This is a genomic window from Pseudomonas sp. MDT1-16 (genome assembly GCF_054898115.1).
Genome location: NZ_CM142717.1, coordinates 4,671,186 through 4,685,345, shown reverse-complemented (window position 1 = coordinate 4,685,345; position 14,160 = coordinate 4,671,186). Strand labels below are relative to the sequence as shown.

The window sequence follows — 14,160 nt, the reverse complement described above, 5'->3', positions numbered from 1 at the left end:
GAGGACATGCGCAGACGTGATTTTTAGCCGCGCCGGGTATTGGATTCAGCAAGGGTTGGGTAGTCGATGTAGCCTTCTGCACCGCCGCCATACAGGGTCGCAGGATCGAATGCCGACAAAGAGGCAGCGGTTTTAAGGCGCTCCACCAAGTCCGGGTTACCTATGAAGGGACGTCCAAAGGCGATCAGGTCAGCCTTGTCATCGTTGAGTTGAGAGGTGGCCAACTTCACGTCGTAGCCATTGTTCGCGATGTAAGTATTTTTGAAGCGTTGGCGCAAAGAACCAAAGTCGAAGGGCGCAATATCGCGCGGCCCGCCAGTCGCGCCTTCGACCACATGGAGGTACACAATGCCCAAGGCATCGAGTTGGTCGACAATGTAGTCAAACTGGGCCTGCGGTTCGCTGCTGGAGACACCATTGGCTGGCGAAACTGGCGATATACGGATGCCTGTGCGTTCTGCACCGACCTCGGCTACTACCGCCGCCGTCACTTCCAGCAGTAGGCGAGCGCGATTTTCAATCGAGCCACCGTAGGCATCGGTGCGGATGTTGGCACCGTCCTTGACGAACTGATCCAGCAAATAGCCGTTCGCGCCATGGATCTCTACGCCATCGAATCCCGCAGCGATGGCATTTGCCGCCGCCTGGCGAAAATCATTGACGATCCCGGGAAGCTCGCTGATATCAAGCGCTCGCGGCTCTGAAACGTCCACGAAGCTATTGTTGACGAACACCTTGGTCGCGGGACGCAGAGCGGAGGGTGCTACGGGAGCGGCACCGTTCTCCTGCAGGTCAACGTGCGACACACGCCCGACATGCCACAGTTGCAGGAAAATTCGTCCGCCTTTTGCGTGGACGGCATCGGTGACCTTGCGCCAGCCATCAATCTGCGCCTGTGTGTAGATACCGGGCGTATCCTGGTAGCCCTGTCCCTGCTGCGAGATCTGCGAGGCTTCGGAGATCAACAGGCCTGTAGAGGCTCTCTGGCTGTAATAGGTTGCAGCGAACTCGCTCGGGACGAAGCCTTCTCCCGCACGGTTACGCGTCAGCGGAGCCATCACGATTCTGTTGGAAAGTGTCAGCGAGCCGAGCGTGTGCGGCTCAAATAACGTCTTATCGTTCATATCGTTTCCATACTCGTTGATTAATGAAGGCGACATGCGCCGTGCCTGGGAAGATTCGCGTTGGCATATTTATGATGTCGACCATACTCATAACTGTCAATGCTTTTGATTATGAGCGACATCAGAGTATGATGAGGGCATTGCTTTGAGATGCAGAGGCGCAGGAAATGAAGATCACCAAGGCGCAATCACTCGCCAATAGAGCTCACATCGTTGAGACGGCTTCAGAGCTGTTTCGCGAGCGTGGCTACGATGGCGTGGGGGTGGCTGAACTCATGGCAGCAGCCGGATTTACGCAAGGCGGCTTCTACAAGCACTTCGGCTCCAAGGCTGATTTGATGGCTGAAGCGGCAGCGAACAGTCTTTCGCATTCGCTGACCAGTTCCGAAGGTCTCGACGTTGCTGAATTCGTCGATTTGTATGTGTCGAGGGATCACCGAGACGGCAGGGGCAGCGGTTGCACCATGGCGGCCCTTTGTGGTGACGCTGCGCGTCAATCAGATGAGTTGAAGGCCACCTTTGCCAGCGGGGTAGAAAGCACGCTGGCAGCGCTCGAGGAAAAGTACAAGGCCAGGCAAGACGCGCCGCAGGAAGGGGTAAGGGCAAAAATGATCGACATACTGGCGCATGCAATCGGTGCGGTAATGTTGTCGCGCGCCTGTCCAGATGATTCTTCTCTGGCTGATGAAATACTCGAGGTTTGCCACGCTGAGATAATTGCGTCGTTGCCGTTGTCGCCAGTCAGTGAGTCGCAGGGGAACATATAGATGAACTCTTTTAGTTAAGGCGCTGGCTCCTTCTAAATCGCCCCTACTTTCGTAGACATCCGAAGGTCTGCTTCTGGCTTTGGCTGCTGATAGTTACTGGCCGCTATCGACCCATTTCTCATGTCCGATTGCGGTACCGCATCTGAATTGGCTAGTATACGATTCATATGCATTTCATATCAGGCAGGCCGATGGGCATCGTAAAAATTTCAGAAGACATGCATGAGCATTTGCGTGTCGCCAGCGCTGCGCTAAGTCGCTCGATCAATGCTCAGGCCGAGCACTGGATGCGAATCGGGATGCTTGCGGAGCTGCATCCTAACCTGGATCAGAGCGACATCTGCCGGATGATGATTCGTGCGGAATTGGCTGGAGGCCTCGATTTGAAACAGCTCTGTGTACTCGCGGACACTCCGCAAAGCGCCCAGGCTCATGCCACATCCACGCCGAATCAATAATGAAAACGAATGTCCCTATTAATACCCAGGCAGAAATTGCCCAGTCACTTATTGCCGGTACTCTGGCTGCCGAGGTGCTGGCGATGGTTACTCCCCATGTGAAAGCGGGGGTCACCACCGACGAACTGGATCGGCTTTGTCACGATTACATCATCAGCGTTCAAAAGGCCATTCCGGGCAATGTCGGCTATCACGGCTTCCCGAAAACCGTGTGTACATCGGTCAACCAGGTCGTTTGCCATGGCATCCCTTCGGCTACTGCTCTGAAGGATGGCGATATTCTAAATATCGACATTGCGGTGATCAAGGATGGTTGGTATGGCGACACCAGTCGTATGTACTTTGTTGGCGAGCCCAGCGTGCAAGCTCGACGCCTGGTCAAGACGACTTATGAAGCCATGTGCGCCGGCATTCGAGTCGTGCGCCCCGGAGCTAGGCTGGGCGACATTGGTCATGCCATTCAGACGGTCGCAGAAAAGGACGGATTCAGTGTGGTACGCGAATACTGCGGTCACGGTATCGGCAAGATCTACCACGATGAGCCGCAGATCCTTCATTACGGTTATCCGGGCCAGGGCCGGAAACTGGAAGCTGGGATGATTTTCACCATCGAGCCCATGCTGAACGTGGGTAAACGTCATGTGAAAACCCTGGCCGACGGCTGGACAGTGGTCACCAAGGATCAATCCCTGTCTGCTCAGTGGGAGCATATGGTGGCAGTTACTGACGATGGCTTTAAGATTTTGACGCCTTGGCCCGATAGCACCGAAGAATATCCCGACATCGTTCAGTAGCTAATCTTTTGCATTGACCGTTGAACCCAAGCTCTTGTCTGATACGCCAAATAGGATTTCGATCCTCCTACGCCTCATACTCGATCCCGCTTACGTATGCAATGGCTCGGGGTTCCCACTGCTCAGATGTGAAGTGATGAACCTTTGCTTCGTTTCTAAACCTGGCGGCAAATGTGGAATGCGTAATAGGTTTGGTCTTGTATTGAGTGCCTAGCTCTTGAGTCCTTGGCCGCACGTAGCCTACCGACCTCGAGACCTGCTCACTCAGGCGTCATGAGCACCGCTAGCGTCATGTTGATAAACTCTTCGTTCTTGCTGATCGTTGCCAGCGCGCCGCGCACATTGCCTCCAACCTCACCCGAGCCGCGCTGCTCGACCCAAAGGGTAAGTTCCATAATTGCGGCTTCGAGGGCTAGCTGGTTCTGATTGATCTTGAAGAGCAGGGAAGGTAGTAAGTCAGCATTCGACATCGCGTTTCCTCCATGAAAAGAGGACAGCGTAGCAGGCGGGTGCTATTCCGATTCAAGCCACCTGGCGCCTGAGAAATCCGCTTCCCTAATAGAAAACAGGTATCCGGGCAGATCCGCATAGGTCAGTGTTCAACCGACGCCAACAATTAGGGCTCTTGCGGGCGAAACACATGCTTCTGGGCGCTAACTAAATGGCGAGCGACAGCTTACAGCTGTCCAGGATTTCGTCGGCTAGTAGCGCATCATCTGGGCAAGCCCGTGACAGTACAATGGCTCCGACCGCTTGTGCCAACAATGAAACTGCCTTGGCACGGGCTTTCTTTTGCTCGTCAGCGGATAGCCCGAAACTCAAGCCTGATATTAGCTTCTCTATGCCAGTCTCAAATACGGACTTGATTTCTCTATGTTGACGAGCAGCATCGCCACCGAGCGCAGCGATCGCGCACCCTTGGCCGACTGAATCACGGTGTGCACGGGAAACGTAGTAATTGATGAAGTCACTCGCATTGGAGTCAGCAGTCATTTGGGAAAGAGCGAACGACGTAGCTTCGATCATCAGTGTCGACTTTGAGCTGAATTGGTTGTAAAACCCTCCATGAGTGAGTCCGACCCCCGCCATCAATTCCTTAACCCCGATACCGTCATAGCCGCGCTCGCGGAACAGCACTGAAGCTGATTCAACAACGCGTACCCGATTTTTCCGTGCCTGTGCTTTGCTGGTACTCATTTTGAGACCTCATTTGATTATCTTATTAATTAGCTGAGTTGGGACAAGGGTGACTGAAATCAAAACACTTGCCGTGTGGTGTTATTGCTATCATTTTATGCTCTAGTCGAGTTTATGGGGCTCCTTGCCATTATCGGCAGATTGAAAACCTACTATTGAAAAGATGGTGTGCCGAGACAATGTTATAACCTGAGTGTCGAATCAGGATTTTCCTAGTGTCGTCGACAGCGGTGACTTTGGTGCCTCGGCTATTGAGACGATCGCTTTTAGTACTGACTCAGATATGCCTATTTTTAAGTTGTTTACCTCATGTCGGTATGGGTTCCTTCTGTTTCTGAAGATTTCGGGGTTCAAATCGAAGAGTTGGCATTGCATCATCAGGATTTTTCTAGTCGGAGATATCTCAGCGGCTTAAGTACTGGGGCGATCCATGTTTCTTTAGAAAAAACGCGCAATGCCATTAGTCAGCAAGAACGACGATGGCATCATTCAAGAAACCACGTCAAAGATACGTCAAAACCGATGTGTTAGCTGTGCTGCTATAATGTGTGCGCTATTGTTGTATTTAGCACTAAATCCGGGTTGTAAACCATTTGTATCGGCTTGATTAACAGATGTGGTTGACTCCCAAAGATAGGTATAGGCTATATCGGTAGTCAGATCAGAGTTGGGTGAGTAAGCGGCACCAAAAGCCAAGGCTTTTCGGTTTCCTACTGGAAGTCGCACGTTTCGGTCGGAGTTGCGGGCCGGCGAAGGATCAAGAGCCAAGCCACTGCGAAGTAGCCACTGCGAAGAGAGTTGGTACGAAACGCCAATAGCCGTCGACACAGTATTATGAAGTTTAAAGTCGTCTCCAACTGAACCGAATCCTAACTGTTGGCCTAGGGAGGGTAACCCACTATTAATTGCTTCAATCCTCTGGATTCGACTCCACCGAGTCCAAATAGCACCTGCGTAACCAGTCCAGCGCTCATCAAAGCGATGGGTGAACGATGTATCCACTGACTCTGGTAGGGTTACATCCATCTTGTTGTTGTATTTTCCATCGAGGCCAAGTGCGCCGGGACTGTCGCTTATTTTAGTGTGGCCATCAACATGGAAGTCAAGTTTTGAGTGATAAGTTAATCCCCATGTGGTTGATTCGTTCATATCAACCATCAGGCCAAAGTTATAGCCAATGGCAGTGTCATTGCCTGTTACAGTAAGCTGTGTATCCTTTCCATCATTCAAGGCGCCTGTAGCTAGATAGGACTGCATGTTGTTCTCAATACGGTTGAATGTGGTGCCAATGCCAATAGCTACTTGATCGTTCAAGCGGTAAGAGACAGCAGGGTGCAATGTTTTAACCTGAACCTTGCTGTAGGAGCCATGGTAGCGACCTTGGAAGGAACTCTCATAATCATTAACGAGGCCGTATGACGCATACAGACCAATGCCAGCGGTAAAGCGATCGTCGATTGGCGAGGAGAAGTATCCAAAAGGAATAGCTGTAAGAGGTACGGAATTGCCGTCAGTGGTACCTGGGGCAGTACTTCTTGCATCGCTTATGTTAACTTTTGCGTCAATTAATGCCAGTCCGCCACTTGCCTCTATTTTTTTGATTTTACTTAAACCCGCTGGGTTACCATAAACGGTGCTTGCGTCTATTGCTGACGAGGAGCGGCCAGCATAAGCAGTCCCCGCAGCACTAGCGCTTTGTTCGTTGAGCGCAAGTCCATTGGCCCATGAAGCAGATGGAGTCCCTAGTGTTAGTATCAGAGTCGCCCCGAATAATATTGAACTGCGCGGGGTCAGGTGTGAGTTTATTTTAAGTTTTAATTGGACGCCAGGGCAGGGATGAGGTGTCACGCCAGCTGATGGTTCAGCAGTTTTTTTTGTATTCATTGGATGACCCATTTTTGTTTTTAAGTTTAGGCGATGGTGCCGTTTCCCGCTAAGGATGGCTGTTCTTTAATATGACCAATCTGGTTCTGTATTAATGTGGTTTTTTATCGATTTAAAGTTCTCTTACGGCTTCTTTAGATGGTTCTGTAGAAGGCATAATTCGCGTCGTCCTGTATGACTTTTGGACATGGATAGTTATACCCCTAGCAAAACCAGCGCAAACGCAGTCGCTAATCGGCCTCTGCAATTCGAGACGTTTATCGAGTCTTGGTCGCCGTATTCACGTGGCGCAACGGTTCTGTTCTTGTTACCGAGGCGCGTTCGCCCGTAAAGCAACCCGTTATTCCAACTGGGTCATCGCAATCCGAGTTTCGACTTGAGATTTCCCTTTCACTGGTATGTGCGACATAGCGTGTTCCGCTAGTGCAGTGATCGTCAGACTTGGGTTCACGCCAAGGTTGGCACTGAGCATTGATCCGTCGCAGATCAACAGGTTGCGATATCCAAACACTCTATTTTGCGCGTCCATGACACCATGGCCATCGGATTCCGCCATGGCGCAACCGCCCATGCAATGCGCGGTTGTTGGAATGTTGAACAGGATTTCGCTGAGGAAGGTGGTCGCTATACCACCTAGTGCCTTGGCACCCTTCTCGACGAAGACATTCGCTTCCGGGATGAACGTAGGAATTGGGCCGCCTTCTGTCACTAGACGGCTTCCTAACGGCCAGTACCAGCGACGTTTAAGACGCATATTGATATGAGCATCGACCGTTTGCATCACAAGCAACAACATGTTTTCCCGTGCAAAGCCTTTGGGGTTGTGTACCCGTAGGGCCTGCATCGGGTGCTTGAGTAATGTCAGTATCCAAGTACCAATTCGTCTCCACCCAGGGCGACCACCGCTCATCAGCGTCATCATCAGCCCTATGGCATCTGACCCTTCCGGATAGCGTACGACACCTATATGAGTGTGCTCGTCCAAGTAGATACTGGCCCCGCCCGCCAAGCCTGGCGACATACTTTTATCTGTGGAAGGGAAGCGGACGCCGATAAGTGACTCGGCATTGGTGCGTATCCGTTTACCCAGATCCTGACTGATACGAGGCAGAGAGCCTTTCTCCCTGAGCCGGAACAGCAACTCCATCGTCCCTAACGAGGATGCCGCGAACACCACGCCTCGGGCGCGGAAGACCCGCTTATTCTTGCGGAACCAGGAAGTCGAACATTGCGTGTGGATCTCGTAGCCATCGCTACCGTCCACCTTGCCATTCAACGGTCGGACGTCTACGACTTGAGTTTCCGCAAAGACTTGAGCTCCGTTCTTCTCAGCCAAAAACAGGTAGTTCTTGTCGAGTGTGTTCTTGGCATTGTGCCGGCAGCCCATCATGCAGCCGCCGCAGCCCACGCAACTGCCTCGCTCAGGGCCTTCACCGCCGAAGTACGGATCGGGATAGGTTTTGCCCCCGACCTCGCCCTCTGGAGCGAAGAAGGTACCAACATTGGGTGCGTGAAAGGTGTGGGCGACGCCATTTAGCTCCGCCATCTTTTTAAGACGCAAATCCGCTTCTCCCAGGATTTTGCTCTCAGTCACTCCCAGCATTCTCTCGGCCTCTGCATAGTGCCTTGGCATGATGCTCTTCCAATCTGCCAGACCTGCCCATGAGCCCTCGTCCCAAACCTTATCCGAAGGCCTCAGCAGTGCGTTGGCGTAAGTGATGGAGCCTCCGCCGACCGCATTGCCGCTTGCGACGACCACGTGTCGAAACATCCGCATGCTGTAGAAGCCGAACATTTTCAGAGCAGGCATCCACATCCATCTACGCAGATCCCAGTTGCTTTTCGGAAAGTCCTCGGCACGCCAACGGCGCCCCATTTCCATCACGCCAACACGGTAGCCCTTTTCCGTCAGCCGGTGCGCCGAAACGCTCCCGCCGAAGCCCGAGCCTATGACGATGAAGTCAAAGTCGAAAGCCAGTTCCACGTTACGCTCCCATTTTTATTTTTTTGGAGAGGCCGTGGCCTGCAAAAGCAGAGCAAGGCCCAGTCACGAATTCACTATACGATTTGTATTTCATTAATGCTATATTTTTTGTATAGTAAATGCCGGCGGTCACAGGCTAGAATTGCTCCAGCCTCAGAATCCGAAACCGCTCGTGAGGAAAGACATGACCGATACGCATCAGACTGCCCAAACCCGCTTCAGCGAGATCGATGGCGACCGCTTCGCCTACCGCAGGTGGGGAAATACGGCCACCGAACAGCCGCCGCTGCTGATGCTTCAGCATTTTCGCGGTGGCATGGATCACTGGGATCCGTTGATGACCGACGGCTTGGCCCAAGGCCGGGAAGTGATCCTCTTTAATGGTCGTGGCGTGGCCTCGTCCTCCGGGCAGCCACGTCGTCGCATTGAAGACATGGCTGATGATGCCGCCGCCTTCGTACGTGTCTTGGGCCTGGAGAAAATCGATGTATTGGGCTTCTCACTTGGCGGCTTCCAGGCGTTGGATCTGACATGGCGACATCCCGCACTTATTCGTAAGCTGATGCTATTGGGTACAGGCCCGCGTGGAGGCAACCCGGACATGGAACCTAAGGTACTGACGACCGCGCCGCGTCCAGTTCCGACCTACGAAGACTTTGAGTACCTGTTTTTTGGCCGTTCCGAGGTGGCAAAGCGAGCTGCAAGCGAATTCTGGGAGCGCCGGCATCAGCGCGAGGATCAGGATCCGCCTACTTCGCAGGAAGTTGCATCAGCGCAGATCGAGGCAAACATGCTGTATCTGCCGAGGGTGTCCGAAGGCGATCCGTTTGCCTACTTACGTCAAATCAAGCAACCGACGTTTATCCTAAATGGCGTGAACGACGTAATGATTCCGACCATCAACTCGTTCTACATGGCGCGCAATCTGCCGAACGCGCAGTTATTTATTTATCCGGATGCCGGGCACGGCGCGCAGTTCCAGTACCCGGAGCGATTTCTCTATCACGCCGCCAGGTTTCTCAGCGAATAACGTCAAACCCGATCCACCGACTCAAGGTTGTCACCATGCTCAAGTTCAAATTTCTATTGTGGATGTTCACCCAACTGCTGAAACGGCAGGTCAGGATAAATCCCAATTGCGCCCGCTACATCGAAGGCGAGGATTTGGTGTTCCAGATCCGTACCGATGCTGGTATTGGCCGCTATTTCGTCATACGAAACGGCGCCATCCGCTCTGTTGCCGGCCTGGCCGACAATCCGCGCTTCACTTTGAAATTTAAAGACGCCGATAAGGGTTTTGCAATTCTCTCGGCCAAGGACAGCCAGGCAGCGTTCCTTAGGGGGCTGGGTAACGAGGAGTTGGTTATCAGCGGTGATTTTCTCAAGGTAATGTTTTTCCAGGGGCTGACTGCTTACCTGCAGCCACCCACAGTGGTCGCTCCCTATGACCGCACTGCGTTTTAACGACGATGGCGCCTGACAAAATGCTAAACAAGACCTATGGGCAGCTTTGTCCGATTGCCAGAAGCCTCGATGTGCTAGGCGAACGCTGGACGCTATTGGTGCTCCGCGAACTGCTATTGGGCCCAAAGCGGTTCAAAGAACTGTTGGCGGTATTGCCGGCCATGGGGACTAACCGGTTGTCCGCACGCCTGAAGGTGCTGGTAGACAACGGAATCGCCAAGCCTGCTACAGCGCCAATTTCCGCCTACGAATTAACGGAATTGGGGGAGCAGTTGCGTAAACCACTGCTCGCGCTAGGACTCTGGGGGCTGAGCTTGCCAGTGGACGAACGCATCGATCCCGCGACTGCACGCGCTGAACTCATAGCCCTCAGCCTCACGGGCATCGGCCGCTCCGATGCAAGGACTGGATTACGCGCCACATTCGAGTTTCACGTGGGCGAGGAAGTCTTTCACGTACGCGTGGATGACAGCGAGATACTCGCGCGCTCAGGTTATGCCCCAGCGGCCGATGTGGTCATCCACTGCGATCTGAATACCTTCATGGCGCTGGCCCTACGACAAATTTCGCCGGCAGACGCGTTGCGCGAAGGTCGGGCTCATCTACCGCACACACAGCTCGAAACCTTCGAGCAACTGTTTCAAGTGCTCGAATTCAATCCGGAAAACTTACCGGACACATTGCTTGCTGCTCTTCCTCATTCCAGCCTTGTGGGAACACCAGATGAAAGCTGAAACAAACCTGCTGAACCAATCCCTGCAACTGCCCAACGGAAGCGTGCTGCGCAATCGACTGGCCAAGGCATCGATGAGCGAGACGCTGGGCACTTACGATAACCGTCCCACCCTAGGGCTGGTCGAACTGTACCGTCGCTGGGCAGCTTCCGGTCTGGGACTTATCATTACGGGGAATGTGATGATTGACCGTCGCGCCCTTGGCGAACCGGGCAATGTCGTAATTGAGGACGAGAAAGATCTGCCGGTACTGCGACAGTGGGCGAAGGTTGCTACCGACCAGGGGGCGGCGATCTGGGTGCAACTCAACCACCCTGGCAAACAATCGACAAAGGGGCTGAACGCCAGCAACCTTGCTCCATCGGCTGTTCCGTTCCGAGAGGATATGGCTGCCTTTTTCGAAACCCCACGTGAAGCCACTGTTGCCGAGATCCAAGACATCATCGAGCGTTTCGGGCGCAGTGCCGCCATCTGCAAAAAAGCTGGTTTCAGTGGCGTGGAAATCCACGGAGCACACGGCTACCTAATCAATCAGTTCCTCTCACCCCATCACAATCGGCGCGAAGACGAATGGGGTGGCACACCGGAGAAGCGTCGCCGTTTTGTGCTGGCCGTCTACACCGAAATTCGACGTCAAGTCGGAGCGGACTTCCCGGTGGGGATTAAACTCAACTCCGCTGACTTCCAGCGCGGAGGCTTCACTGAAGAGGAGTCGATGGAAACTATCCGCGCGCTGATCGACGCTGGTATTGATCTAATCGAGATATCCGGCGGCACCTACGAGGCTCCAGCCATGAGTGGTGCGATGCATGAGCCGAAAAAAGGCTCTACCGTAGCACGCGAAGCCTACTTCTTAGAGTTCGCCGCGAAGGTTCGAGCTAACGTGCAAGTGCCCTTGATGGTCACAGGCGGTTTTCGCACTGCGGCAGGGATGAACGAGGCACTGCGCTCCGGATCGCTAGATGTGGTCGGTCTGGCACGACTGTTGGCCATCGATCCGGATGCCCCAGCGGCATTGCTGAAGGGGAGCGACAGCAATCAACAGGTGCGCCCCATCAATACCGGCATCAAGGCCGTGGATCGCATGGGGATTATGGAAATCCTCTGGTACACCGGACAACTCAAACGCATTGCCAAAGGTGGCGAACCTCGCCCCAACGAAAGTGGATTCTGGGCGTTCCTTAAAGCTGCGTTCGGCAGCGGGTGGGGGGCATTCCGCACTCGCCGCTTGCGGGCCCGTTCCTGAAACCGGCATAAGCTGCGAGTCCCGAGACGCTGCCCCCAGCACCAGTCGGCCGCTTTATTGCAGCACTGGCGTTGACCTCTTACTCGGGTCGTCCTTTGTCTCGCCGATAGACTCAATGCCAACAAAGGCCCTGGGGCATTGTGGAGTTTAGGGTCCATGTTAAAAGGCTTTCACGATGCAGCCGCACTGAGATCGTATGCTTTACAGCGGAGGATGGCGATGCCGTCCTGATGCTCCACGGGTTCCCCCAGCCGCTAGCGATCTAGAAGCAATCGCACCAGCAATGGTCGCGCGCGGCTGTAGCGTAGTGTGTGCTGACCTGGCCGGCTATGGCGGGGTCGGGTAAGCCTTCGATGCAAGCGGATCTTTCCCACTACGGCTTCGGGCGGTGGCTGCATACTAACTGGCACTGATGCGCGCTCTGGGGCGTGAACGCTTCCATCTGGTCGGGCACGATCGCGGGGAGCGCATCACGTACAGATTGCCCTCGACTACCCTCGCGCCGTTGCCGGCGTCGTTTGGATGGTGCGTATGCCAAGGGAGACGTCCCTTAGAACCTGGTAGACCTCGCGGGCATTGAGAGGGGAGTTTGTGTTCAAGTTATTCTTTGTTTGAGTCAAGGACAAGTAGCGCTGGTGGTAGATGAACGAGGATCGACTACAAATATTTATCATTGATTTGATGGAAAGCTTGCGTGTCTTAAGCCCGGGTAATCATTGAGCATTAGGTCAGGCCCGCAATCGTTCATCGGTGCGGGTACCGGCTTATGAAGCACACCAACTTCAGCATCCACACGCATCTGTTCGAGCTCCTTGTGAAACGCCTTGTCCTGAACCGTGGGCTTACTGGTGTATGGCTTTCGTTCGGGTTCAGGTTGTGCTGCATAAATCGTTACCGCGTCAGGGTCATGCTGTAGCTTTTCTTGAACTTGCGATTCCAGCATCGCACGTAGCGCATCTTTGTCTGGCCGAGTCAGCAATTTGTCACTCCTATTAGGAAACCAGGCACCCAGTAATCGGCTGGGTCAGTGGCTGGTTGGGGAACATCCAATCGATCGTGTCGAAAATTTGGGCTGCAAATACAGCCGCAGGATTTCAGGTCGAAGAGAAGAGGCGGATCATCAATTTCTTCCATCACGGCGAACGTGTCAAATTGGGTACATGCCTGGGATGATTCCGACATCCACAGGAACGCAGGCAGTGAGAGTGTACAAAGCTACGATGCCTTTTCGATTCCAGCGTGCTGATCATTGGTGTTGGCCTCTATGTGGGTAAACCAACCGATGGCGTTAGCTGATACCTGGGGCTATTTCATCAGCAAATCACTGTAGTCAAGTTCGGTCTATAGCTAATCCAACAGGTAGTAGGCATACATTATGTATGGCCGCTTGGTGTACGTAGGATATGCTGCGCCCGACTTCATATATGCCAATAAAACCAACTACAGTGACGTTATGAGCCAATCAGAGACGCGTGCGAGTGCCCTAACGCTGTATCCGGAGGATTCCCGCGAGGCGGCGGCTCTGCTGAAGCAGGCCGTACCACTGATGGTGCGTCACAACATCCCACCAAATCCCGTGCACTATGCGCTTTGGTACACCTACAGCAAAGGTCAGGAGCCAGAGCTTAATCGCCATCTGGACAGGGTGGTCAAAGACTTCGATTGTTTCCCTCCAGAATCCGCTACGAAGCTTTTTCGCGACTACATCATTCGTGACGAATTGGAGGAGGCGCGGGCAGGGCAACAACAAGCGATCAATCTGGTTGACGATATGGAGCGTAATGTCTCGCGTAGCGTGAATGGCAGTGCCAACTTTCAAGCCAGTCTTGGGCATTGCATGGAAATGCTCGCCGAGCCGGTCGACCAGAGGTTGCCCGCCATTCTGAGTGAGCTGCAACAAAGCACTCAGGTCATGCAGGATCAGCAAGAGCTCTTCCTCTCCCAGCTGCACTCAGCGCAGAATGAAATTAAGAGTCTGAGAGACAAACTCGAGCGAGCCCAATTGGCTGCATCTTTGGATGGTCTGACTAAGGTGTTGAACCGAGCTACCTTCACTCGCTTGCTGGAGCATGCATTGATCAACGCGCCTCATGGGGTGGCATTGGTCATGCTGGATATCGATCATTTCAAGCAGTTCAATGACCGGTATGGCCATCCTTTGGGCGACCGCGTACTTGAGCATGTTGGTCAGGTGTTACGGAACACAATCCCGCCTCAAGCCCTGGCGGCACGCTATGGTGGTGAAGAGTTCTGTGTAGTCCTTCAAGAGTGTTTTGATCTCACCAATGCTCATACTTTGGCTGAGCAGCTGCGCCTGAAGATTCAGGCGCTGCGGATCAAGGTTCGTGGCACGGATGAGGTGCTGGACACTGTCACTGCGTCCTTTGGTGTCGCCCTCGCCAAAGCGGGTGACGATGTGGAAAGCCTTCTGACTCGGGCCGATGATGCGCTCTATCTAGCCAAGCGCAGCGGGCGCAACCGAGTGAACTGAAACTGGCGTTCGGACTC

At 53.6% G+C, this 14,160-nt stretch carries 14 protein-coding genes; 8 read left to right on the top strand and 6 right to left on the bottom strand.

All coding sequences use genetic code 11. From position 1 onward, the window contains the following. Window positions 1-23: 23 nt before the first annotated feature. Window positions 24-1,124 carry an alkene reductase gene (locus tag ACYZT3_RS21420; protein WP_462030694.1) on the bottom strand — a complete coding sequence of 367 codons (1,101 nt, stop codon included), beginning with the start codon at window positions 1,122-1,124 and terminating at the stop codon, window positions 24-26. Window positions 1,125-1,291: 167 nt separating this feature from the next. Here ACYZT3_RS21420 and ACYZT3_RS21415 point away from each other — a divergent pair, with 167 nt between their 5' ends. The 3 genes from ACYZT3_RS21415 (at window position 1,292) to map (ending at window position 3,143) form a co-directional block, all read left to right on the top strand. Continuing rightward, window positions 1,292-1,891 (top strand): TetR/AcrR family transcriptional regulator, encoded by a 600-nt coding sequence (locus ACYZT3_RS21415; protein ID WP_462030693.1) that lies wholly within the window; start codon window positions 1,292-1,294, stop codon window positions 1,889-1,891. Between the two features lie 191 nt (window positions 1,892-2,082). Next, window positions 2,083-2,349 (top strand): ParD-like family protein, encoded by a 267-nt coding sequence (locus ACYZT3_RS21410; RefSeq protein WP_462030692.1) that lies wholly within the window; start codon window positions 2,083-2,085, stop codon window positions 2,347-2,349. Then, entirely contained in the window at window positions 2,349-3,143 is a 795-nt protein-coding gene (gene map / locus ACYZT3_RS21405; protein WP_462030691.1) for a type I methionyl aminopeptidase, read from the top strand. Before ACYZT3_RS21410 ends, map begins: the two co-directional genes overlap by 1 nt. Before the next feature lie 260 nt (window positions 3,144-3,403). Here the strand turns inward: map and ACYZT3_RS21400 are convergent, their stop codons facing one another. From ACYZT3_RS21400 to ACYZT3_RS21385, 4 genes are all read right to left on the bottom strand, one after another. Further along, on the bottom strand, window positions 3,404-3,613 hold the full coding sequence (locus ACYZT3_RS21400; RefSeq protein WP_447764770.1) for a hypothetical protein: 210 nt from the start codon (window positions 3,611-3,613) through the stop codon (window positions 3,404-3,406). Window positions 3,614-3,800: 187 nt separating this feature from the next. Next, entirely contained in the window at window positions 3,801-4,340 is a 540-nt protein-coding gene (locus tag ACYZT3_RS21395) for a TetR/AcrR family transcriptional regulator (RefSeq protein WP_462030690.1), read from the bottom strand. Between the two features lie 513 nt (window positions 4,341-4,853). Further along, on the bottom strand, window positions 4,854-6,224 hold the full coding sequence (locus ACYZT3_RS21390) for an outer membrane protein transport protein (protein WP_462030689.1): 1,371 nt from the start codon (window positions 6,222-6,224) through the stop codon (window positions 4,854-4,856). A 340-nt stretch (window positions 6,225-6,564) separates the two neighbouring features. Continuing rightward, on the bottom strand, window positions 6,565-8,208 hold the full coding sequence (locus tag ACYZT3_RS21385) for a GMC oxidoreductase (RefSeq protein ID WP_462030688.1): 1,644 nt from the start codon (window positions 8,206-8,208) through the stop codon (window positions 6,565-6,567). Between the two features lie 184 nt (window positions 8,209-8,392). Between ACYZT3_RS21385 and ACYZT3_RS21380 the strand changes: the two genes are divergently transcribed. Genes ACYZT3_RS21380 through ACYZT3_RS21365 form a run of 4 tightly spaced genes read left to right on the top strand, consistent with a single transcriptional unit; the run spans window position 8,393 to window position 11,652 of the window. Then, window positions 8,393-9,238: an alpha/beta fold hydrolase gene (locus tag ACYZT3_RS21380; protein ID WP_462030687.1), complete on the top strand. Its 846-nt coding sequence runs from the start codon at window positions 8,393-8,395 to the stop codon at window positions 9,236-9,238. 35 nt (window positions 9,239-9,273) lie between these two features. Then, on the top strand, window positions 9,274-9,672 hold the full coding sequence (locus ACYZT3_RS21375) for a helicase (RefSeq protein ID WP_128608620.1): 399 nt from the start codon (window positions 9,274-9,276) through the stop codon (window positions 9,670-9,672). 20 nt (window positions 9,673-9,692) lie between these two features. After that, complete coding sequence (locus tag ACYZT3_RS21370; RefSeq protein WP_462030686.1) at window positions 9,693-10,406, top strand: winged helix-turn-helix transcriptional regulator; 714 nt, start codon at window positions 9,693-9,695, stop codon at window positions 10,404-10,406. Then, window positions 10,396-11,652 (top strand): NADH:flavin oxidoreductase/NADH oxidase family protein, encoded by a 1,257-nt coding sequence (locus ACYZT3_RS21365; RefSeq protein ID WP_462030685.1) that lies wholly within the window; start codon window positions 10,396-10,398, stop codon window positions 11,650-11,652. The genes ACYZT3_RS21370 and ACYZT3_RS21365 overlap by 11 nt, the downstream gene beginning before the upstream one ends. A gap of 670 nt (window positions 11,653-12,322) precedes the next feature. On the opposite strand, the gene ACYZT3_RS21360 is transcribed toward ACYZT3_RS21365, so the two are convergent. Further along, window positions 12,323-12,631, bottom strand: coding sequence for a hypothetical protein (locus ACYZT3_RS21360; RefSeq protein WP_462030684.1), 309 nt, complete (start codon window positions 12,629-12,631; stop codon window positions 12,323-12,325). Window positions 12,632-13,105: 474 nt separating this feature from the next. Here ACYZT3_RS21360 and ACYZT3_RS21355 point away from each other — a divergent pair, with 474 nt between their 5' ends. Continuing rightward, window positions 13,106-14,143, top strand: coding sequence for a GGDEF domain-containing protein (locus ACYZT3_RS21355; RefSeq protein ID WP_462030683.1), 1,038 nt, complete (start codon window positions 13,106-13,108; stop codon window positions 14,141-14,143). Window positions 14,144-14,160: the final 17 nt, after the last annotated feature.